Source organism: Streptomyces sp. NPDC058773 (assembly GCF_042746015.1).
Classification (GTDB): Bacteria; Actinomycetota; Actinomycetes; order Streptomycetales; family Streptomycetaceae; genus Streptomyces.
Genome location: NZ_JBHYPE010000008.1, coordinates 131,153 through 150,456, shown reverse-complemented (window position 1 = coordinate 150,456; position 19,304 = coordinate 131,153). Strand labels below are relative to the sequence as shown.

Genomic DNA, 19,304 nt, shown 5'->3' with positions numbered 1-19,304 from the left:
ATTCGCCGCTCGGCGGCCGGGCGCGGCTCCGTCCCCGGTGGCGGTCGCCCGCCGGGGACGGAGCCGGGCCGGTGGTGCCTCAGAGTGCGTCCGGTCCCCGCTCGCCGGTGCGCACCCGTACCGCGTCGTCGACCGGGATGCTCCACACCTTGCCGTCGCCGATCTTGCCGGTGCGGGCGGCCTTGACGATGACGTCGGTCAGCTCCTCCGCATCGGCGTCCTCGGCCAGCACCTCGATCCGGATCTTCGGGACGAGATCGACGGTGTACTCGGCGCCGCGGTACACCTCCGTGTGCCCGCGCTGCCTGCCGTAGCCGCTGGCCTCGGTGATCGTCAGACCGTGCACCCCGAAGGCCTGCAGGGCGTCCTTCACCTCGTCCAGCCGGTGCGGCTTGATTACTGCCGTGATGAGCTTCACGCGTCCACCTTCTTTGTCAGGGCCTCGCCGAGTGCCGGTCCCTTGCGGCCGATGGAGCCGCCGCCCGCGCCGGTGAAGTCGTACGCCGTCTCCGCATGCGCGGCCTGGTCGATGCCGGCGACTTCCTCGTCCTCGCCGACCCGGAAGCCCATCACCAGGTCGATCGCCTTGGCAAGGACGTACGAGACGACCAGGGAGTACAGCAGCACACAGACCACGCCGACGGTCTGCCGGCCGAGCTGCTCGAAGCCGCCGCCGTAGAACAGGCCCTTGGCCTTGCTCTGCACCCCTCCGGTGGCGAACAGGCCGATCAGCAGCGATCCGGCGATACCGCCGACGAGGTGGACGCCGATGACGTCGAGGGAGTCGTCGTAGCCGAGCTTGTACTTGAGGTTGACGGCCATGGCGCACAGCACACCGGCGATCGCGCCGACCGCGATGGCACCCAGCGGGCTGACCGCGCCGCAGGCCGGGGTGATCGCGACGAGTCCGGCGACCGCGCCGGAGGCCGCGCCGAGCGTGGTGAACGAGCCGTGCCGGAGCTTCTCGTACGCCAGCCAGCCGAGCATCGCGGCGGCGGTGGCGACCTGGGTGTTGACGAAGGCGACCGCGCCGATGCCGTCGTCGTTGCCGAGCCAGGAGCCGGCGTTGAAGCCGAACCAGCCGAACCACAGCAGACCGGCGCCGAGCATCACCAGCGGGAGGCTGTGCGGCCGCATCGGGTCCTTCTTGAAGCCGATCCGCTTGCCGACGACGAGGAGGACGCCGAGCGCCGCGGCACCGGCGTTGATGTGCACGGCCGTCCCGCCCGCGAAGTCGATGACCTTCAGCTCGAACAGCCAGCCGCCCTCGCCCCACACCCAGTGGGCGACGGGGAAGTAGACGACGGTGACCCACAGCGCGATGAACAGCGCCCAGGCGGTGAACTTCACCCGGTCCGCGAGCGCCCCGCTGATCAGCGCCGGCGTGATGATCGCGAACATCAGCTGGAAGACCGCGAAGACATAGACCGGGATGGTGGTGGCGCCCCACAGCTCCGTCAGGCCGATGCCGCTGAGCCCGGCGAAGTTCCCGTTCCAGCCGATGAAGCCGCCTTTGTCGGTGCCGAAGGCGAGTCCGAAGCCGTACAGGACCCAGAGGATCGTCACGATGCCCAGGCTGATGAAGCTCATCATCAGCATGTTGAGCACGCTCTTGACCCGGACCATGCCGCCGTAGAAGAAGGCGAGGCCGGGTGTCATGACCATCACCAATGCGGAGCAGATCAGTATGAACCCGGTATTGGCCGGGCTCAGCGTCGCCTTGTCTGCTGCGAGCGTCAGGATGCCTGGGGGCATCGGCGTCTCCTCGTCGTCGATGCGGCCCGTGCGGGCGTGTTTCTGGTGGGCCGACTTCGCGATGAGGTTGTCGCAGCGTGGTTTCGGCCAAACCTTGCGGGTGTTTCGCCGCAGTGACGAAGACGCCCTCCGTGTTACGCCCCGATGAACTGCCGGGCCGGAACCACATCACCCGTTCAACCCACAGAAACCACGAATTGAGCACCCCCCACGGCGCCCAGCCACGTCCGCGAAAGCGGCGACGGTTCACGCGCAAGGGGGAGCCCGCACAACACAACCCGGCCGCGGCTGCCGCCCGCGTGACCTGGCATGGGGGAGCCGAGTCGGGCTGTACGGGGCGGTGGCCGCGGCCGGTGTTCTGGGGGCGGGGTGCCGTCAGACGGCCTCCGCGGTTTCGGGCAGCTGGCGGGTGAGCTCGTCGCTGAGCCGGATCACCTCGGCGACCCCGCCGAATTCCCGCGCCGCGTTGTCCACGGTCTTCCGCAGCCGGGTGTTGACCCGCTCGGAGCGGACCTGGCGGGCGAACGGGATCGCCTGCTGCGCCATCGCCGCGCAGGCCTCCGGCTCCTTCTGGAGCAGATGCACGGTGGCCATCCCGATGAGGTTGAGCGCGTACGAACGCTGGTGCTCGGGGTCCTTGCCGAAGAGCTCCACGGCGCGCCGCATGACGGGCTCGGCGAGCGAGGCGTAGGTGGGGCTGCGGCCGGCGACATAGGCGAGGTCGCGGTAGGAGTGGGCGTTCTCGGCGTTGAGTTCGGCCTCGGAGAAGAAGCGGATCCAGTCCGGCTCGGGCTCGCCGGGCAGTGCGTCGGAGAAGGTGTCCTCGGCCATCCGGACCGCCCGCTTGACCTTGCTGGGCTGGCCCATACCGGCGTAGGCGCGGGCCTCCATCGCATACAACATGGCCTGGGTGCGCGGGGTGGCGGTCTCCCGGCTGCCGTACTGGGCGAGGTGGATCAGCTCCAGTGCGTCGTCGGGCCGGCCGAGGTGGATCATCTGCCGGCTCATGCTGGAGAGGATGTACGAGCCCAGGGGGCGGTCGCCGGCTTCCTTGGAGGCGTGCAGCGCGAGCACGAAGTACTTCTGCGCGGTGGGCTGCAGGCCGATGTCGTAGCTCATCCAGCCGGCGAGTTCGGCGAGTTCGGCGGCGACCTTGAAGAGCCGCTTGGCGACCGGCGCCGGCTGCGGCTCCTGCAGCAGGTCGGTGACCTCGTGAAGCTGGCCGACCACCGCCTTGCGCCGCAGCCCGCCGCCGCACTGCGCGTCCCACTGGCGGAACATCGCGGTCGTCGACTCCAGCAGGTCCAGCTCCGGCTTGGACAGCCGCGCGGGCCGGCGGGCGCGGTCGGGCTCCTCCGCGCCGCCCTGGCCCGCGGGCACCGGGACCAGCCAGCGCTGCATCGGCTCGATGAGGCTGGGTCCCGCGGCGAGCGCAAGGGAGGTGCCGAGGAAGCCGCGGCGGGCCAGCATCAGGTCGCTGCGGGAGAACTCGCTGATGAGGCTGACCGTTTGGGCGCCGGCCCAGGGCAGGTCCACACCGGAGACCGACGGGGACTGGTGCGCGGAGCGCAGGCCCAGCTCCTCGATGCCGACCACACAGCCGAAGCGTTCGGAGAACAGCTCGGACAGGATCCGCGGGATGGGCTCGCGCGGCTGCTCGCCGTCGAGCCAGCGGCGCACCCGGGAGGTGTCGGTGCTGATGTGGTGGGCGCCCATCTGGCGGGCCCGGCGGTTGACCTGCCGGGCCAGCTCCCCCTTGGACCAGCCGCTGCGCATGAACCACGAACCCAGCTGTGCGTTGGGTTGCTTGACGGCGTCGGTGCCGCCCGTGCCGCCGTTGCCGCCCACTGGAAGCCCCCATCCCGATCGCTGGCTTGACGCCTTGCCTGATGCCTGGTGCGAACCACCCACAGGCCGCCGTCCGTTACGACGCCTGTCCGGGGTACATCTACCCGATCACGGTTTCCGGCCACACCTTTTGGCCTGTGCTCGACCTGTGCGTTGCCACCGGCATACCCGTGCGAAGGGTGCCTCTCCGGGGTTCGCGCACCGAAAGTAATCCTACGATCACGCCCGACGCGAGGGCGATCGCGGAAACGCCACCATTCGCCACCCCTTCGAATGAACTCCCCCTCCAGCTCTCGCGATTGACTTGACAGAGGCCGAAGAACGCCGGGCGGAGCGAAGCGCACAAGGGCTCACGGGCCGCACCGCACCACCCGGCTCACCACCGCACCACGGGCCGTCGACGGAGGGTGCGCGGCGCCGGACCGTCAACCCGCCGACTCGTAACCACTGGCACGCACCACCCGTTGGAGGGGGCATGGGCTTCACGATCGGCGGCATCCGAGAGATGCGTTCCAGCTCCCGGCGCCGCGCCCGCTCGACCGAGATCTCGGCGGTGGCGGAGTACACCGGACTGTGGGGCTGGGACGTCGTCCCCGGCGCCCGGGCGGTCCGCGCGGGCAGCGGCCGTACGGACTGCTCGTGCGGCGCCGCCGACTGCCCCTCCCCCGGTGCTCATCCGCTGGCCTTCGGCGCGGAGCTGACGGCCGGTGCCGGCTGGGAGAAGGCCGCCGCGGCATGGGCGGAGACGCCCGGCGCCGCGATCCTCCTCCCGGTGGGCCGGTCGTTCGACGTCCTCGACGTGCCGGAGGCCGCGGGCCGCAACGCGCTGGCGCGGCTGGAGCGGATGGGTCTGCCGCTGGGCCCCGTCGCGGTGACTCCCACTGGCCGTGCGCTGTTCTTGGTCGCCCCTGGGGCGGCCGTGCGACTGCCCGATCTGCTCTACCGGATGGGCTGGGACGACGCCTCGCTCGACCTGCACTCCCTGGGCCCCGGCGACCATCTCACCGCGCCCCCCTCCGACCTCGGCGGCCACGGCCCGATGCGCTGGCTGCGCCCGCCGGCCCTGGACACCGCCGCCCGGCTGCCCCAGGCGCGGCTGATGCTGGGAACCCTCGCGTACGCCTGCAACCGCTCGGCGGTACGGACCGGCCGAAGCGCTGCGCCCCGGCCGTAGCAAGACACCGGCAACCGCCCGGCCCGAAGACTCCGGCCGGACATGGCACGGCCCCCGGTACCCGTCGAGTACGGGTCCGGGGGCCGGTGACGGTGCAGGCGCGAGGCCCTGGCCGCGATCAGTCGATCAGGGCGTCGACGAAGGCCTCCGGCTCGAACGGAGCCAGGTCGTCCGCTCCCTCGCCCAGGCCGACGAGCTTGACCGGGACGCCGAGTTCGCGCTGGACGGCGACGATGATGCCGCCCTTGGCGGTGCCGTCGAGCTTGGTGAGCACCACACCGGTGATGTCCACGACCTCGGCGAACACCCGCGCCTGCACCAGGCCGTTCTGGCCGGTGGTGGCGTCCAGGACGAGCAGCACCTCGCCGACCGGGCCGTGCTTCTCGACGACCCGCTTGACCTTGCCGAGCTCGTCCATCAGGCCGGTCTTGGTGTGCAGCCGGCCCGCGGTGTCGATCAGGACGACGTCGGCGGCCTCGGCGATGCCTTCCTTCACCGCGTCGAAGGCGATGGAGGCGGGGTCACCGCCCTCGGGTCCGCGGACCGTACGGGCGCCGACCCGCTCGCCCCAGGTCTGGAGCTGGTCGGCGGCGGCGGCGCGGAAGGTGTCGGCGGCGCCGAGGACCACGGACTTGCCGTCGGCGACCAGGACCCGGGCGAGCTTGCCGGTGGTGGTGGTCTTGCCGGTGCCGTTGACGCCGACGACCATCACGACGCCGGGGATCTCGTCGCCGCCGTTGCCGATGCCGTTGGCGGTGTGCACGGTGCGGTCGGCGTCCGTGCCGATGAGGGTGAGCAACTCCTCGCGCAGCAGCGCGCGCAGGTCCTCGGGGGTACGGGTGCCGAGGATCTTGACCCGCTCACGCAGCCGCTCGACCAGCTCCTGGGTGGGGGTGACGCCGACGTCGGCGGTCAGCAGGGTGTCCTCGATCTCCTCCCAGGTCTCCTCGTCGAGGTGTTCCCGGGAGAGCAGGGTCAGCAGGCCCTTGCCCAGGGTGTTCTGGGAGCGGGAGAGCCGGGCGCGCAGCCGGACCAGCCGGCCCGCGGTGGGCTCGGGGACCTCGATCGCGGGGGCGACGGGCGCCTCGGGCTCGGCGGCCGGTGCCTCGGCCGCGGGGGCCTCGGCGGTGGGCAGCGTGACTTCTTCGATGGTGCGACGCTCTTCGTCGCGGGGGGTCTCGGCCTCCTCACCGACATGCGGTTCGGCGGGGGGCGCGCTGACGGAGGGCTTCGGGGCGGCCGGCGGGGACGGCGGCAGCCGCTTCTTCTTGCGGCCGCTGACGACGAGCCCGCTGATCGCGCCGAGCACGACCACGGCGATGACTACAGCAAGGATGACGATGTCCATAACCCCTCCAGTATCAGCCACGCTCCAGCCGTGGGGACTGCACGCGCCGAACCTGGAGGGGCGGTGTCCGGAAAGCATCGCCCCGGCACCACGGCGGCCGGCCGGGGCGCGCGTCCGGCCCCGCGCGCGGCCTGCGGCACCGGGCCGGAACGTGGCCGGGCGCGGCACCTTTCCCCTGATCGGAGCGGCTTCGGGGTGCTGACCGGCGGGGCCGGATTGGACCGTTGGACGAGGTTGGGCGACACTCGTCCTCGTCGTGGAGTCCAACAGCGCATATCAGCAGAAGTTGGATCAAAGTACGATGGTGGACGGCCGCGCAACGCGCGTAGAGTCCTGGCAACCAATTTCGGCCAGGCACCAAAGCTGCTGCCTGCACCTCCGCCCCCGGGGGTGCCCCCCGTTCCCCGCACGGAGATACCTGCACCAATGGGCACCACGTCCGCATCCGCTCCCGCATCCGAAGGCGCCGTCGAGGTCCGCGGCATCGAGCCCGTTCCCGACGACGAACGTCAGGGCCGCGTCCGCGAACTCTTCCCGACCTGGGTCGCCGCCAACATCAGCGTGTTGTTGCTCACCATGGGCGCCTCGCTCGTGGTCAACAACGGACTGAACTTCTGGCAGGTCCTGCTGGTGGCCGCGATCGCCGCGGCCGTCGCCTTCGGGATGGTGGGGGTGCTGTCGGTCTCGGGCAAGTGGGGCGGCGCGCCCGGCGCGATGCTCTCCCGGGCCGCCTTCGGCGTCCGCGGCAACTACTTCCCCGGCGCGATCCTGTGGGTCGCCCGTTTCGGCTGGGAGACGATCAACGCGGTCACCGGCGCCTACGCCGTGCTGACCGTGCTGCATCTGCTGCTCGGCGTCGAGAGCAACAACGTCCTCGTCGTCGTCACCCTGCTCGCCTTCGTCGCCGTCACGTATCTGGTGAGCGGACTGGGCCGCAAGGCGCTGAACGTCTGCAACAAGTACTCGACGTATCTGTTCGGCCTGTTCAGCATCATGGTGCTGGTCTACCTGGTCGCCACGATGAACTGGGACGCCATCTTCGCCAAGAAGGCCGGCACCACCGCCATGGTGATCGCCGGTATCGGCACCATCGCGGCCGGCGGTATCAGCTGGGTGCCCACCGGCCCCGACTTCGCGCGCTACCTCCCGCACTCCGCGTCCGGCAGGAAGATCGTCGGCGCCACCGTCTCCGGCGCGGCCCTGGTGCTGCTGCCGATGGTGCTGATGGGCGGCGTGATGGCGGTCTCCAGCCCGAAGCTGGCCGGTCAGAACACCGACCCGATGTCGTTCCTGGGCACCATCCTGCCGCCCTGGCTCGCCGTGCCATACCTGATCACCGCACTGGTCGGCATGGTGCTGATCAACAGCCTGTCGATGTACTCCGCGGGGTTCACCGCCCAGACCATGGGCGTCAAGCTGCCGCGTGCCCTCGCGGTCAGCATCAACGCCGTCATCAGCCTGGTCGGCGGCCTGTTCATGATGCTGGTCGCCAAGGACTTCATCGGCCAGTTCATCGCCTTCCTGACGCTGCTCGCGGTCTCCTTCTCCGCCTGGATCGGCGTCTACGGCATCGACATGGCCCGGCGGCGCAAGCTGGCGGTGCGCTATGACGCCGACAGCCTGATGGACACCGGCCGCACCAGCCGCTACTGGTACGTCGGCGGCTTCTGCTGGCAGGCCATGACCGCCTGGGGCGTGGCGCTCGCCGCGGGCCTGTGCTTCACCAAGGTCCAGTGGTTCACCGGCCCGTTGGCCACCACCTGGATCGGCGAGAACGGGCTGGGCTGGGCGGCCACGATCGCGATCGCCGCGCTGGTCTTCGCCGTACTGCCGTCGCCGAAGGAGACCGTCCCGGCGACCGGAACGGACGAGTCGGCCGAGGCGGCCGAGGCGCGGCAGTCGGTCGAGGTGGGCTGACCGGTCCCCCGTCCCGCCGGACTTCCCCTCTAGTGATCTGACGCTTCGTCAGCTAACGTCCCCTTCGCCAACCGCCTTGGCGAAGGGGACGTTTGCGATGTCTGCCCTGCCGGTCCTGCGGATCAACCTCGTCGACCCCGCACCCACGCCCGCCACGCTGTCCGCGCGCTACCGGGCCGCCGTCGAGATGGCGGCGTTCGCCGACGACCGCGGCTTCGGCATGGTCCAGACCGAGGAGCACCACGCCACCACCAACGGCTGGATGCCCGCCCCCCTCACCTTCGCGGGCGCCGTTTTCGGTGCCACCCGCCGGATCGGCGTCACCGTCTCCGCGCTGATCACCCCGCTGCACGATCCGCTGCGGCTGGCCGAGGACCTCGCCTCGCTCGATCTGCTCAGCGGCGGGCGGCTGATGACCGTGGCCGGCCTCGGCTACCGGGAGGAGGAATACGCGGCGCATGGCAAGGACTGGCCGGGCCGCGGCGCGCTCCAGGACGAGGTGCTGGAGACCCTGCTGTCCGCCTGGACCGGTGAACCGTTCACGTATCAGGGGCGTACGGTCCAGGTCACCCCGCGCCCGTACACCCAGCCGCATCCGCCGCTGCTGATCGGCGGCAGCTCCCGCGCCGCGGCCCGGCGCGCGGCCCGGCTGGGACTTCCCTTCTTCCCCAGTGCCCGTCTCCCCGCGCTGGAGGCCTACTACCACGAGCAGCGCGCCGTCTTCGGCACCGACGGATGGGTGATGCAGCCGCCGGAGCGGACCGCGCTCCTCCACCTCTCCGAGGACCCGGACCGAACCTGGGCCGAGTACGGCGGCCATCTGCTGCACGAGGCCCGGATGTACGCCTCCTGGCAGTCCGCCGGCAGCCGCTCCGCGGTGCGCTCGGCGGCCCGGGACGTCGCGGCGCTGCGCGAGGAGGGCGTCTACCGCGTCGTCACCCCCGGCGAATGCCTCCGGCTCGCCCGGCAGGCGGGCGGCCAGGGGGCGCTGATCCTGCATCCGCTGTGCGGCGGGATGCCCGTCGACGAGGGCTGGCGCTCGCTGCATCTGTTCGCCGAGCGGGTGCTGCCCCGCCTCGACGGCTGACGGGCCTCACCGGCCGCCCGTGAAGCCCCGCCCGGGCCGGCCCGGCCACCGGCCCGGCCACAAAAAAGGGGTACTGCCCGGGGTCCCTGATGACCCGGGGCAGTACCCAGTGCTGAGGAGAGGGCTGGCGGGGGGTTAGCCCATCTCCTCCAACGCCTTGCCCTTCGTCTCCTTCACGAACTTGAGCACGAAGGGGATCGAGAGCAGGGCGAAGACTGCGTAGATGACGTACGTACCCGAGAGGTTCCAGTCGGACAGGCTCGGGAAGCTGGCCGTGATGGCCCAGTTGGCGATCCACTGCGCGGAGGCGGCGACGCCCAGCGCGGCGGCACGGATCTTGTTCGGGAACATCTCGCCGAGGAAGACCCAGACCACGACGCCCCAGGAGAGGGCGAAGAAGAGCACGAAGACATGGGCGGCGATCAGTGCCACGGTGCCTTCGGCGTGCGGCAGGGTGCCGGCCGCGGTCTTGGCGGAGAAGGCCCAGGCCTCCAGGGCGAGCGAGACGGCCATACCGGCCGAGCCGATCAGCGCCAGCGGGCGGCGGCCGATCCGGTCCACGAAGATCATGGCGATCACGGTGCCGATGATGTTGATGATCGACGTCGTGAAGCTGTAGAAGAACGAGGCGCTCGGGTCGATGCCGACGGACTGCCACAGGGCCGAGGAGTAGTAGAAGGCCACGTTGATGCCGACCAGCTGCTGGAAGACCGACAGGCCGATACCGACCCAGACGATCGGCAGGAAGCCCATCTTGCCGCCGAGCAGGTCCTTGAACGAGGACTTGTGCTCACGGCGCATCGCGTCCTCGATCTCGGCGACCCGGGTTTCGAGGTTCACGGACTTGCCCTCGACCTCGGCGAGCACCTCCTTGGCGCGGGAGACCTTGCCGACGGAGATCAGGTAGCGCGGCGACTCGGGGATCGCGAAGGAGAGCAGACCGTAGAGGACGGCCGGGACGACCATCACGCCGAGCATCCACTGCCAGGCCTCCAGGCCGGCGAGGGTGCCGCGCTGGTTGCCGTCGGCGAGGTTGAGGATGCCCCAGTTGACGAGCTGGGAGACCGCGATACCGACGACGATCGCGGCCTGCTGGAACGAGCCGAGCCGGCCGCGGTAGGCGGACGGCGAGACCTCGGCGATGTAGGCCGGGCCGATGACCGAGGCCATACCGATGGCGAAACCGCCGATGATCCGCCAGAAGGCGAGGTCCCAGAGAGAGAACGGCAGGGCCGAGCCGACGGCGCTGATGGTGAACAGCACCGAGGCGATCTGCATCACCCGGATACGGCCTATGCGGTCCGCGATCCGGCCCGCGGTGGCGGCGCCGATGGCGCAGCCGATCAGCGCGACGGCGATCACCTGGGCGAGGACGGCGGACCCGACGTCGTAACGGCTGCGGATCGCCTCGACGGCACCATTGATGACGGAACTGTCATAGCCGAAGAGAAAGCCGCCCATCGCGGCAGCCGCGGTGATGAAGATGACATGGCCGAGGTGGTCGGGATGGGCCTTGCGGCCTTCCGGGACCGTCGGCTGCGCGGTGCTGGTCAACGTGAACTCCAGTGGCCCGGCTGCGCTGCCGGGCGTAGGGGGCTGGCCCTTCTAGTGGTGCATAGGTTGGGGGTACCCACCACTTGAAGGTAAAAGCAACGTTGCAGAGACTATGCCTTCAAGTTTCGAAGTCAATAGGGCGTGATGAATTTGTTTCTCGGGCGTCCCAGTGGTCATTCGTTCAAGTTCTGAACTGATGGGGTGTCGGATACTCCGGGCGATCATCAGCGGAGCCTGAAGGCGGCCGTCCCGCCCGCCGGCACCGGTCCGCGGCCGCCGCACGAGCCGCCCGCGCGACCCCGGTCAGTGCAGCCGCTGGCTGATGACCTTCGATACTCCGTCCCCTTGCATCGATACCCCGTAGAGCGCGTCCGCGACCTCCATGGTGCGCTTCTGATGCGTGATCACAATCAGCTGGGAACTCTCCTGGAGTTCTTCCATGATCCGGATCAGCCGCTGGAGATTGGTGTCGTCCAGCGCGGCCTCCACCTCGTCCATCACATAGAACGGGCTGGGCCGCGCCTTGAAGATCGACACCAGCAGCGCCACCGCGGTCAGCGACCGCTCACCGCCGGACAGCAGCGACAGCCGCTTGACCTTCTTGCCGGGCGGACGCGCCTCCACATCCACCCCTGTCGCGAGCATGTCGCCCGGATCGGTGAGCACCAGCCGTCCCTCGCCGCCCGGGAACAGCCGCGCGAAGACACCCTCGAATTCCCGCGCGGTGTCGTGGTACGCCTCGGTGAAGACCTGCTCCACCCGCTCGTCGACCTCCTTGACCACCTGCATCAGGTCGGCCCGGGTCTTCTTCAAGTCTTCAAGCTGTTCGCTGAGGAACTTGTGGCGCTCCTCCAGCGCCGCGAACTCCTCCAGCGCCAGCGGGTTCACCTTCCCGAGCTGCTGGTACGCCCGCTCGGCGGCCCTGAGACGCTTCTCCTGCTCGGCCCGTACATAGGGCACCGGCTGATTGCGGGGATGCTCCGGATCGTCCGGGAGCGCCTCGCCCTCGGCGGGCGGTGACGGCGGCACCGGCTGCCCGGGGCCGTACTCGGACATCAGCCCGGCCGGCTCGACCCCCAGCTCCTCCAGCGCCTTGGTCTCCAGCTGCTCGATCCGCAGCCGCTTCTCCGCGCCCAGCACCTCGCCGCGGTGCATCGAGTCGGTCAGCTTGTCCAGCTCGGACTTCAGCTCCCGGCCCTGGTTGCGCTCGGCCACCAGCGCCTGTTCCCGCCCGGCCTTGGCCCGCTCCGCGGCGCCCCGCTCCTCCTCGGCCCGTACGACCGACACCTCGACATGCGCCAGCAGCTGCCGGGCACCGGCGGCGACCGCACCGGCCACCGTCGCCTCGTGCCGCAGCCGGGCGCGCCGCCGTTCGGCCCGCGCCCGTGCCTCGCGCTCGGCGCGCGCCCCGCGGTCCAGCGCGTCCGCCCGCCCGGCGAGCGCCTTCACCCGTTCCTCGTGCGTACGCGCCTGGAGCCGGGCCTCCATCTCGGTCTGCCGCGCGTTGGCACCGTCGGCGGCCAGCCGGTCCCGTACGGACGTGTCCGGCTCCTCCTCGCCGACGCCCGGCTCCTCCTCGGCCACCGCGAGGCGCTCGGCCAGCTCCTCGGCCTCCTCGGTGGCCCGCAGCAGCGCCTCCTCGGCCCTGGCCGCCGCCGCGTCACAGCGCTCGGCCTCGCCCGCGGCGGCCCGCGCCTGCCCGCCGAGCCGGCCCAGGTCCCCGGCGACCTTCGACTTCTCCCGGTCCGCCGCCCGCCGCCGCTCGGCCAGCTCCTCGACCAGCGCGGCACCCGCCGTACGGCGTTCCGCCGCGGCCCGCTGCGCCTCCGCCAGCTCCGCGCAGCGCGCCGCCAGTTCCTCCAGCTCGGCCGCCGCCTCGTCGACGGAGGCCTGCACCTCCAGCAGGCTCGGCGCCCCGGCGGAACCCCCCTGCGCGAAATGCGCCCCGAGCAGATCGCCCGCACCGGTCACGGCCATCAGCTCCGGCCGCGCCGCCACCAGCTCCTCGGCGTCCTCCAGCGTCCCGACCACCACGACGTCCCGCAGCAACCGGGCCACGGCGGCGGTCAGTTCCCCGGGTCCCCGGACCAGCTCCGCCGCCGGCACGGCCTCCGCACGGGGCCCGGCCGGCGCGGACGCCTCTGTCGCCCCGGCCGTCGCCGTACGGACATCCGGCACGGCTCCCGCGGCAGCCTCGGTGAGACCGTCGGCCCTACTGGCCCCAACGGCCCCCACCGCTCCCCCGCCCTCTGTGACCTCCGTGGCCTCCACGGCCCGCGCGGGCGCGGGAACCCTTCCCGCCGCGCTCGGGCCCCCGGCGGCGGCCCCCAGGACCATCGCCGCGCGCCCCGCGTCCTCCTTGCGCAGCAGCCGGATGGCCTCGGCGGCGGTGGCCGGGCCGGTGACGGCGACGGCGTCCGCGGCCGCGCCGAGCGCCGCCGCCACCGGGATCTCGAAGCCGGGGGTGACGGTCAGCAGTTCCGCGGCGGGCCCGAGCAGCCCGGTGAGGCGGTCCGCGGCGGCCAGCAGGGCACCGGTGCCGTCCTTGCGGCGCAGTCCGAGCGCCAGCGCGTCGTGCCGGGCGGCGGTCGCGGCCCGTTCGCGCTCGGCCGCGGTCAGCGCCTCGCGCGCGGCGGTCAGCGCGTTCTCGGTCTCCGTCAGTTCCCGGCGGGCCGCCTCATGCCGCTCCGCGATCTCCTCGTCGTCCGCGTCCAGCCCGTCGACCTCGGCCTTGAGCTGCTCGTACGCCTCCTGGGCGGTGTCCGCGCGCTGCCGGGCGGCGTCCCTGGCCTCGGCGAGCCGGCCGATCTCCGCCTGCGCCGAGGTGGCCCGGCCGCGTGCGGCGGTCGCCTGTCCGCTCAGCCGGGCCAGCCCCTCGCGGCGGTCGGCGATGGCACGGGCCACGTCCCGCAGCCGCCGCTCCTCGTCCGCCAACTGCCGCTCCAGCCCGGCACGGTGTTCGACGGTGTCCTCCAGCGCCCGGCTCGCCGCTTCCAGCGCGGCCGTCAACTCCGCCTCCTGCTCGCGGATCCGGGCCGCTTCCCGCTCCATGTCATCCGGGTCGCGGCCCTGCCGCTCCTCCGGCGGGGCCACCGTGGCGCTCTTGACCCGCGCCTCGGCCAGCGAGATCGTGCCGCGCACCCGCTCCGCGAGCTGCGACAGCTCGTACCAGGTCTGCTGCGCCCGCTGCACCCGCGGCGTCAGCGTACGGACCTGCTCCTCCAGCGCCGCCTCCCGCTGCTGGGCGCTGCGCAGCCGCTCCTCGGCGGCCTCCTTGCGTTCCTTGAGCGCCGCCTCGTCCGCGATCTCGGCCTCCAGCGCCCGGCGCAGGGTGACGAGGTCGTCGGCGAGCAGCCGCAGCCGGGCGTCGCGCAGATCCGCCTGGATGACCGCGGCCCGCCGGGCGACCGCGGCCTGCCGCCCCAGCGGTTTGAGCTGGCGCCGCAGCTCATCGGTCAGGTCCTGGACGCGGGCCAGATTGGCCTTCATCGCCTCCAGCTTCCGCAGCGCCTTCTCCTTGCGCTTGCGGTGCTTGAGGACGCCGGCCGCCTCCTCGATGAAGGCCCGGCGCCCCATCGGGTCGGCGTGCAGCACCCCGTCGAGCTGGCCCTGGCCGACGATGACATGCATCTCCCGGCCGATACCGGAATCGGAGAGCAGCTCCTGGATGTCCAGCAGCCGGCAGGTGTCACCGTTGATCTGGTACTCGCTGCCGCCGTTGCGGAACATGATCCGGGTCAGGGTGACTTCGGCGTACTCGATCGGCAGGGCACCGTCGGAGTTGTCGATGGTGAGCGAGACCTCGGCGCGGCCGAGCGGCGGCCGCCCGGTCGTCCCGGCGAAGATGACGTCCTCCATCTTCCCGCCGCGCAGCGACTTGGCGCCCTGCTCGCCCATGACCCAGGACAGCGCGTCCACGACATTGGACTTGCCGGAGCCGTTGGGACCCACGACGCAGGTGATGCCCGGTTCGAACCGGAGCGTCGTGGCGGAGGCGAAGGACTTGAAGCCTCGCAGGGTCAGACTCTTGAGGTGCACGCCGTGGGACTCTACCGGCCACCCCCGGGTGCGATACCCCAACATTCCGGGCCGCTCCCCGGGCCCGTACGGCCCCCGGGTATTCCGCGCCGTTCATTTTCGGTTTCACTGCCGAAAGTGCAGGGCACATCATGCGGTAAGGGAGGGCCGTCGGGGCTGAAATGACCGCGTGGTCGCAGAAAGCCGCAGTTCGAAGCCGCTTTACGAAGCGGCAGCACGAAGGGGCGGGAAACGACGAAGGGACGCCGAAGCGTCCCTTGCAGATCTTGAAGAGAGCGGTGCCTCAAGCGGCTGGCGAGCAGCCCTACCGGCCCTGGGGGCGGGGTCAGGTGAGCGCGGGCTCCGCCTGGGGTACGTCGATGTCGAGCATCGAGTCGTCGCGACGTGCGGCAGCGGACAGCATGTCGTTTTCGGCCTGCATCCGGATAAGCTCGGATTCAAGGTCTTGGACGCGCTGCTGAAGCCGCCGCATCTCGGAGAGGACTCGGGGGTCGGAGCCGCCGACGTAACCGAGAAGCGCCTTTGCCATGATGGATGGTCCTCCACAATGAGTGACCGACCGAAGCGGTGTGGGTCGTGAGGGATTCGCACCCGCGGTGCTTGTCATTCTCTGGTGTACTCAATGCCAAACAGCTAAGGTGCGCGGGGATTCCAGAGTCTCACCAAACGGTTTGACGGTCAACACGATCACGCCCCGTATCCTCGGGCGCCTGAGAGTGCGCGGCCTGAACGGCACTGCGGCTACTCCCCAGAAAGGTCCCGCGGGGGCGTGGAGATCATCCGTACAGCGGCAGCCTTGCACGGGTCGGCCGAGTTGGCAACCACCAGGCCTTATCTCCCGTAAGCAGCTGACAAAGACGCACCCGCAAGATCGTCCTCATGGGCCGTACGGACGGTTCCGGCGGGCCGGATCAGCGGATCTCGAAGCCGTCATAACCCCCGCGCGGCGTGTCCCAGATCTCAGTTACTCCGTCGACCCGCCCGGGCGTGTCTCCGGTGCGGAGCCAGTCGAGCAACTGATCGCAGTGCTCCTTCGGGCCCTCGGCGACCACCTGGACGCGGCCGTCTCCGAGGTTGACGGCAAATCCGGCGAGTTCGCCGATGCGAAGGGCGTTGGCGCGGGTGAACCAGCGGAACCCGACGCCCTGGACGCGACCGCGCACCCACGCGGTCACTCGGACAGCTTCATTCATGTGTGCACGCTAACCGGCCATTTGCTCAGTGGTCACTTCGGCCCCTCGCGCCATGGCGTACAGTCCCCCGACAGCGGGGCTCACCCTTATGGGTGAGTCATCTTGACGCCAGGAAGGCTGTGCGGCGGCAGCCGCTCCACTGGAGCGGGTGCTTGCACCGGTGGAAGGAAGACAGCGGATGGGCCGCCATCGACGCTCTGCTCCCCATACTCCCGAAGCCCCCGGTGCGGGGGCGGTTGACGCACCGACGGCCGAGATGCCGGCCGCGACCCGGCACCGCGGACATCGCGCGGCGGGCGGCCGCGGTACGGCGCCCGTCCGGACCGGACTGCTCGGCGTCTCCGCGGTGGTGGCGATGGGGGCCGTGGCGGTCGCCTCCGGACTGATCCCCGGCCACGGCCAGTTCGACGGGGGTGCGGACGGCGAGCAGGGCGACCGGGTACGGGCCGGTTCGCTGCCGGAGGCCACCGCGCCGCAGGGCGGTGTCTCGGCGTCGCCGACCGACCGCGTCACCCAGGAGGCGACCCGCGGCGGGGACCGCACCAAGGCCCCCGACGGCCGGCGCCCCTCCCCCGCCGCCACCCGCCCGGTGTCCCCGGCGCCTCACCAGCCGTCCAAGTCCCCCACCGGGAGGACGGGTTCGCACAAGCCCGCCGAGCGCGCCGAACGGCCCGCCTCCGCGGCGCCCGAGCGCAGCGTGGCGGCGTCGAAGACCCCGGACGCCCAGCCGTCCGCCGAGGCCCAGGTCCTGTCGCTGGTCAATCAGGAGCGCGCCCAGGCCGGCTGCTCCCCCGTGACGGCGGACCGGGAACTGGCCGGTCTCGCGCAGGATTTCAGTGACGACATGGCCCGGCGCGGCTTCTTCGACCACACCGACCCGGACGGCGACACACCCTGGGACCGCGCCCGCGACGCGGGCATAGACGACCTCGGCGGCGAGAACATAGCCCGCGGCCAGGCCGATGCACAGTCCGTCATGGACTCCTGGATGAACAGCCCCGGCCACCGCGCCAACATCCTCAACTGCGAGTACAAGACCCTCGGCGTCGGCGCCCACTTCGGCTCCGGCGGCCCGTGGTGGACGCAGGATTTCGGCTTCTGAGGCAGCCCGCCCCCGGCGGCACCACCGCGACGGACGAAGGCCCGCGCCGCCCCGTGATCGGCACGGGGCGGCGCGGGCCTTCTGCGTACCGGCCTTGCCGGCCCGCGGTGCACCGGTCAGGCGGCGAGGGCGGCGCGGCCCGCGACGACGATCCGGGCCTGCTCGGTGATCCGGCGGCCGAGGTGCTCGGCGGTGGCGATATCGGCCTTGTGGACACCCTCGGCGCCCTGGTCATTGGGCGACTGGGCGGCGGCGCCGAGGAAGAAGCCCAGCCGGTTGAGGTCGTTCTCGGACGCGGTGGAGGAGTTCCAGCCGGGGAGCAGGTTGAGGCTGACCCAGTTCATGCCGTGCTGGGCGGCGAGCACCGTGAAGAACTGCAGGGTGTGCAGCTTGTCCCCGCTCTTGGAGGCGGAGTTGGTGAAGCCCGCGGCGAGCTTGTCCTGCCAGGCGCGGGCCGCCCAGCGCTTGGCGCTCGCCTCGGCGAAGGTGTGGAAGGCGCCGGAGGCCGTACCCATGTAGGTCGGCGAGCCGAAGACGATCGCGTCGGAGCCATCGAGCAGCTCCCACTGGTCTTCGGTGATCTCGTCGACCTTGATCAGGTGCACGGTGGCACCGGCCTCGACGGCGGCGGCGCGGACGGCCTCGGCCAGGACGGCGGTGTGGCCGAAGCCGGAGTGGTACGCGAGCGAGACGACGGGGGCGGGCAGGGCAGGCGTGGTCACGGCGGTTCTCCTCGGGTTCAAGGCATCCCGGACGGTCGGTGCCCGGGAGGTGGTGAGAAGAAGAAAAGCACTAACTTTTAGAAAGCGCAACCCGTTGGTTAGCGCTGCATCGGGGTAGGGTGTGTCCATGGCGACCGAAACCACCGGCGAGACGGCCGAGGAGCCCACCCCCGGCTGTACGGACGACCTGGCCTATGACGTGTTCGCGCGCGACTGCCCGTCCCGTGACGCGCTCCGGCACATCACCGATAAATGGGGCAGTCTGACGCTCGGCGCGCTGCTCGACGGGACCTTCCGGTTCAACGAACTGCGCCGCCGGGTGGCCGGGGTGAGCGAGAAGATGCTGGCCCAGACCCTGCACGCACTGGAGCGGGACGGGCTCGTGCACCGCGAGGCGCAGCAGACCAACCCGCCCCGGGTGGATTACGCACTGACGCCGCTGGGCGACCAGGTCGCCCGTCAACTGCGGCTGCTGATCGACCTGGTGGAGGACCGGATGCCGCAGGTCATGCAGGCCCGCGAGGACTACGACGCCCAGCACACCACGGGCTGACCCGGCGGCCCGGCCGCGGCCCGGCGCTCAGGCGCGCGGCGGCCGCTGGCAGCGGGGGCAGTAGTAGCTGGAGCGGTTCATCCAGGGCCGGCGGCGGATCGGGGTGCCGCAGCGGCGGCAGGGCTCGTCCTCGCGGCCGTAGGCGTCCAGGGAGCGCTCGAAGTAGCCGGACTCACCGTTGACGTTGACATAGAGGCTGTCGAAGCTGGTGCCGCCGACGGCCAGCGCGGCGTTCATCACGTCCCGTACGTGGCCGAGGAGTTCGGCGGTGCGCGGCCGGGTGAAGGTGGCGGTCGGCCGCTCGTAGTGGAGCTTGCTGCGCCACAGCGCCTCGTCCGCATAGATGTTGCCGACGCCGCTGATCAGCGTCTGGTCGAGCAGCGCCCGCTTGACGGTGGTGCGGCGGCGGCGCAGCGCGGCGTGGAAAGCGGCGTCGTCGAAGGCCGGATCGAGCGGGTCCCGGGCGATGTGGGCGATGGTGTCGGGCAGCTGGTCGGGGTCGCCGGGCACGGTGTCGTGCAGCGAGAGACCGCCGAAGGTGCGCTGGTCGACGAAGCGGAGCTCGGTGTCCACGGCGTCGGCGAAGCGGATGCGGATGCGCAGGTGCTTCTCATCAGGGGCGCCCTGTGGCTGCACCAGCAGCTGACCGCTCATCCCGAGGTGGGCGAGGACCGCCAGCCCGTGGGTGACGGACGGCGTGACCACCGGGCCGATGCCCTCCGCGGCGGTCTGGGCGGCCGGACCGCCGCCGGTCACCGGGATCCAGAGGTACTTGCCGCGCCGGCGCGCCGTACCGAGCCGCAGCCCCTTGAGCCGGGCCGCGAAATCGGCCGCCCCGGCCGTGTGCCGGCGGATCGCCCGCGGATGCCGCACCTCGACGGCGTCGATCGTGCGGCCGCTGACCCAGCGCTCCAGTCCGCGGCGTACGACCTCGACCTCGGGCAGCTCGGGCACGGAGGGCTCCTTGGGAACGACGGTGCGGCGAAAGCCTCTGACCCCGTCCGGGGCGACGC

The 19,304-nt window shown here is 71.3% G+C and carries 15 protein-coding genes; 5 read left to right on the top strand and 10 right to left on the bottom strand.

Annotated features, from left to right (window positions below; genetic code table 11):
- Positions 1–79: 79 nt before the first annotated feature.
- From ACFW5B_RS10165 to ACFW5B_RS10155, 3 genes are all read right to left on the bottom strand, one after another.
- Positions 80–418: a P-II family nitrogen regulator gene (locus ACFW5B_RS10165; protein WP_362604236.1), complete on the bottom strand. Its 339-nt coding sequence runs from the start codon at positions 416–418 to the stop codon at positions 80–82.
- Entirely contained in the window at positions 415–1,755 is a 1,341-nt protein-coding gene (locus ACFW5B_RS10160) for an ammonium transporter (protein WP_386436106.1), read from the bottom strand. The genes ACFW5B_RS10165 and ACFW5B_RS10160 overlap by 4 nt, the downstream gene beginning before the upstream one ends.
- A 375-nt stretch (positions 1,756–2,130) precedes the next feature.
- The gene (locus ACFW5B_RS10155) at positions 2,131–3,603 is read right to left on the bottom strand and encodes a hypothetical protein (protein ID WP_386436103.1); all 1,473 of its coding nucleotides are present in this window, start codon (positions 3,601–3,603) and stop codon (positions 2,131–2,133) included.
- A gap of 475 nt (positions 3,604–4,078) precedes the next feature.
- On the opposite strand from ACFW5B_RS10155, the gene ACFW5B_RS10150 reads away from it, so the two are divergent.
- Positions 4,079–4,777 carry a bifunctional DNA primase/polymerase gene (locus ACFW5B_RS10150; RefSeq protein ID WP_386436100.1) on the top strand — a complete coding sequence of 233 codons (699 nt, stop codon included), beginning with the start codon at positions 4,079–4,081 and terminating at the stop codon, positions 4,775–4,777.
- Positions 4,778–4,895: 118 nt separating this feature from the next.
- On the opposite strand, the gene ftsY is transcribed toward ACFW5B_RS10150, so the two are convergent.
- A complete protein-coding gene (gene ftsY / locus ACFW5B_RS10145; protein ID WP_386436097.1) occupies positions 4,896–6,125 on the bottom strand; it encodes a signal recognition particle-docking protein FtsY in 1,230 nt (409 codons plus the stop codon).
- A 426-nt stretch (positions 6,126–6,551) separates the two neighbouring features.
- Here ftsY and ACFW5B_RS10140 point away from each other — a divergent pair, with 426 nt between their 5' ends.
- Entirely contained in the window at positions 6,552–8,042 is a 1,491-nt protein-coding gene (locus tag ACFW5B_RS10140; protein WP_386436094.1) for a purine-cytosine permease family protein, read from the top strand.
- Positions 8,043–8,139: 97 nt separating this feature from the next.
- Positions 8,140–9,129, top strand: a complete 990-nt coding sequence (locus ACFW5B_RS10135) for an LLM class flavin-dependent oxidoreductase (RefSeq protein WP_386436091.1) — start codon at positions 8,140–8,142, stop codon at positions 9,127–9,129.
- 135 nt (positions 9,130–9,264) lie between these two features.
- On the opposite strand, the gene ACFW5B_RS10130 is transcribed toward ACFW5B_RS10135, so the two are convergent.
- The 4 genes from ACFW5B_RS10130 to ACFW5B_RS10115 form a co-directional block, all read right to left on the bottom strand.
- Positions 9,265–10,683 carry a sugar porter family MFS transporter gene (locus ACFW5B_RS10130; protein ID WP_386436088.1) on the bottom strand — a complete coding sequence of 473 codons (1,419 nt, stop codon included), beginning with the start codon at positions 10,681–10,683 and terminating at the stop codon, positions 9,265–9,267.
- Positions 10,684–10,986: 303 nt separating this feature from the next.
- Complete coding sequence (locus tag ACFW5B_RS10125) at positions 10,987–14,721, bottom strand: chromosome segregation SMC family protein (protein ID WP_386436085.1); 3,735 nt, start codon at positions 14,719–14,721, stop codon at positions 10,987–10,989.
- 325 nt (positions 14,722–15,046) lie between these two features.
- Complete coding sequence (locus ACFW5B_RS10120) at positions 15,047–15,250, bottom strand: hypothetical protein (RefSeq protein ID WP_006602857.1); 204 nt, start codon at positions 15,248–15,250, stop codon at positions 15,047–15,049.
- Between the two features lie 382 nt (positions 15,251–15,632).
- Complete coding sequence (locus ACFW5B_RS10115) at positions 15,633–15,914, bottom strand: acylphosphatase (protein ID WP_386436081.1); 282 nt, start codon at positions 15,912–15,914, stop codon at positions 15,633–15,635.
- Between the two features lie 178 nt (positions 15,915–16,092).
- Between ACFW5B_RS10115 and ACFW5B_RS10110 the strand changes: the two genes are divergently transcribed.
- A complete protein-coding gene (locus tag ACFW5B_RS10110; protein ID WP_386436078.1) occupies positions 16,093–17,016 on the top strand; it encodes a CAP domain-containing protein in 924 nt (307 codons plus the stop codon).
- 116 nt (positions 17,017–17,132) lie between these two features.
- On the opposite strand, the gene ACFW5B_RS10105 is transcribed toward ACFW5B_RS10110, so the two are convergent.
- Positions 17,133–17,723, bottom strand: coding sequence for a flavodoxin family protein (locus ACFW5B_RS10105; protein WP_386436330.1), 591 nt, complete (start codon positions 17,721–17,723; stop codon positions 17,133–17,135).
- Positions 17,724–17,865: 142 nt separating this feature from the next.
- Between ACFW5B_RS10105 and ACFW5B_RS10100 the strand changes: the two genes are divergently transcribed.
- Positions 17,866–18,291, top strand: a complete 426-nt coding sequence (locus ACFW5B_RS10100; protein WP_386436075.1) for a winged helix-turn-helix transcriptional regulator — start codon at positions 17,866–17,868, stop codon at positions 18,289–18,291.
- Between the two features lie 27 nt (positions 18,292–18,318).
- Here ACFW5B_RS10100 and mutM read toward each other — a convergent pair whose 3' ends face one another.
- Positions 18,319–19,245 carry a bifunctional DNA-formamidopyrimidine glycosylase/DNA-(apurinic or apyrimidinic site) lyase gene (mutM, locus tag ACFW5B_RS10095; RefSeq protein WP_386436072.1) on the bottom strand — a complete coding sequence of 309 codons (927 nt, stop codon included), beginning with the start codon at positions 19,243–19,245 and terminating at the stop codon, positions 18,319–18,321.
- Positions 19,246–19,304: the final 59 nt, after the last annotated feature.

What these genes read in the sequence shown, in the direction of transcription:
- ACFW5B_RS10135 (WP_386436091.1), top strand. Translation starts at nt 8,140, where the DNA reads ATGTCTGCCCTGCCGGTCCTGCGGATCAACCTCGTCGACCCCGCACCC.
- ACFW5B_RS10115 (WP_386436081.1), bottom strand. Translation starts at nt 15,914, where the DNA reads ATGAATGAAGCTGTCCGAGTGACCGCGTGGGTGCGCGGTCGCGTCCAG.
- ACFW5B_RS10150 (WP_386436100.1), top strand. Translation starts at nt 4,079, where the DNA reads ATGGGCTTCACGATCGGCGGCATCCGAGAGATGCGTTCCAGCTCCCGG.
- ACFW5B_RS10110 (WP_386436078.1), top strand. Translation starts at nt 16,093, where the DNA reads ATGGGCCGCCATCGACGCTCTGCTCCCCATACTCCCGAAGCCCCCGGT.
- ACFW5B_RS10100 (WP_386436075.1), top strand. Translation starts at nt 17,866, where the DNA reads ATGGCGACCGAAACCACCGGCGAGACGGCCGAGGAGCCCACCCCCGGC.
- ACFW5B_RS10160 (WP_386436106.1), bottom strand. Translation starts at nt 1,755, where the DNA reads ATGCCCCCAGGCATCCTGACGCTCGCAGCAGACAAGGCGACGCTGAGC.
- ACFW5B_RS10120 (WP_006602857.1), bottom strand. Translation starts at nt 15,250, where the DNA reads ATGGCAAAGGCGCTTCTCGGTTACGTCGGCGGCTCCGACCCCCGAGTC.
- ACFW5B_RS10140 (WP_386436094.1), top strand. Translation starts at nt 6,552, where the DNA reads ATGGGCACCACGTCCGCATCCGCTCCCGCATCCGAAGGCGCCGTCGAG.
- ftsY (WP_386436097.1), bottom strand. Translation starts at nt 6,125, where the DNA reads ATGGACATCGTCATCCTTGCTGTAGTCATCGCCGTGGTCGTGCTCGGC.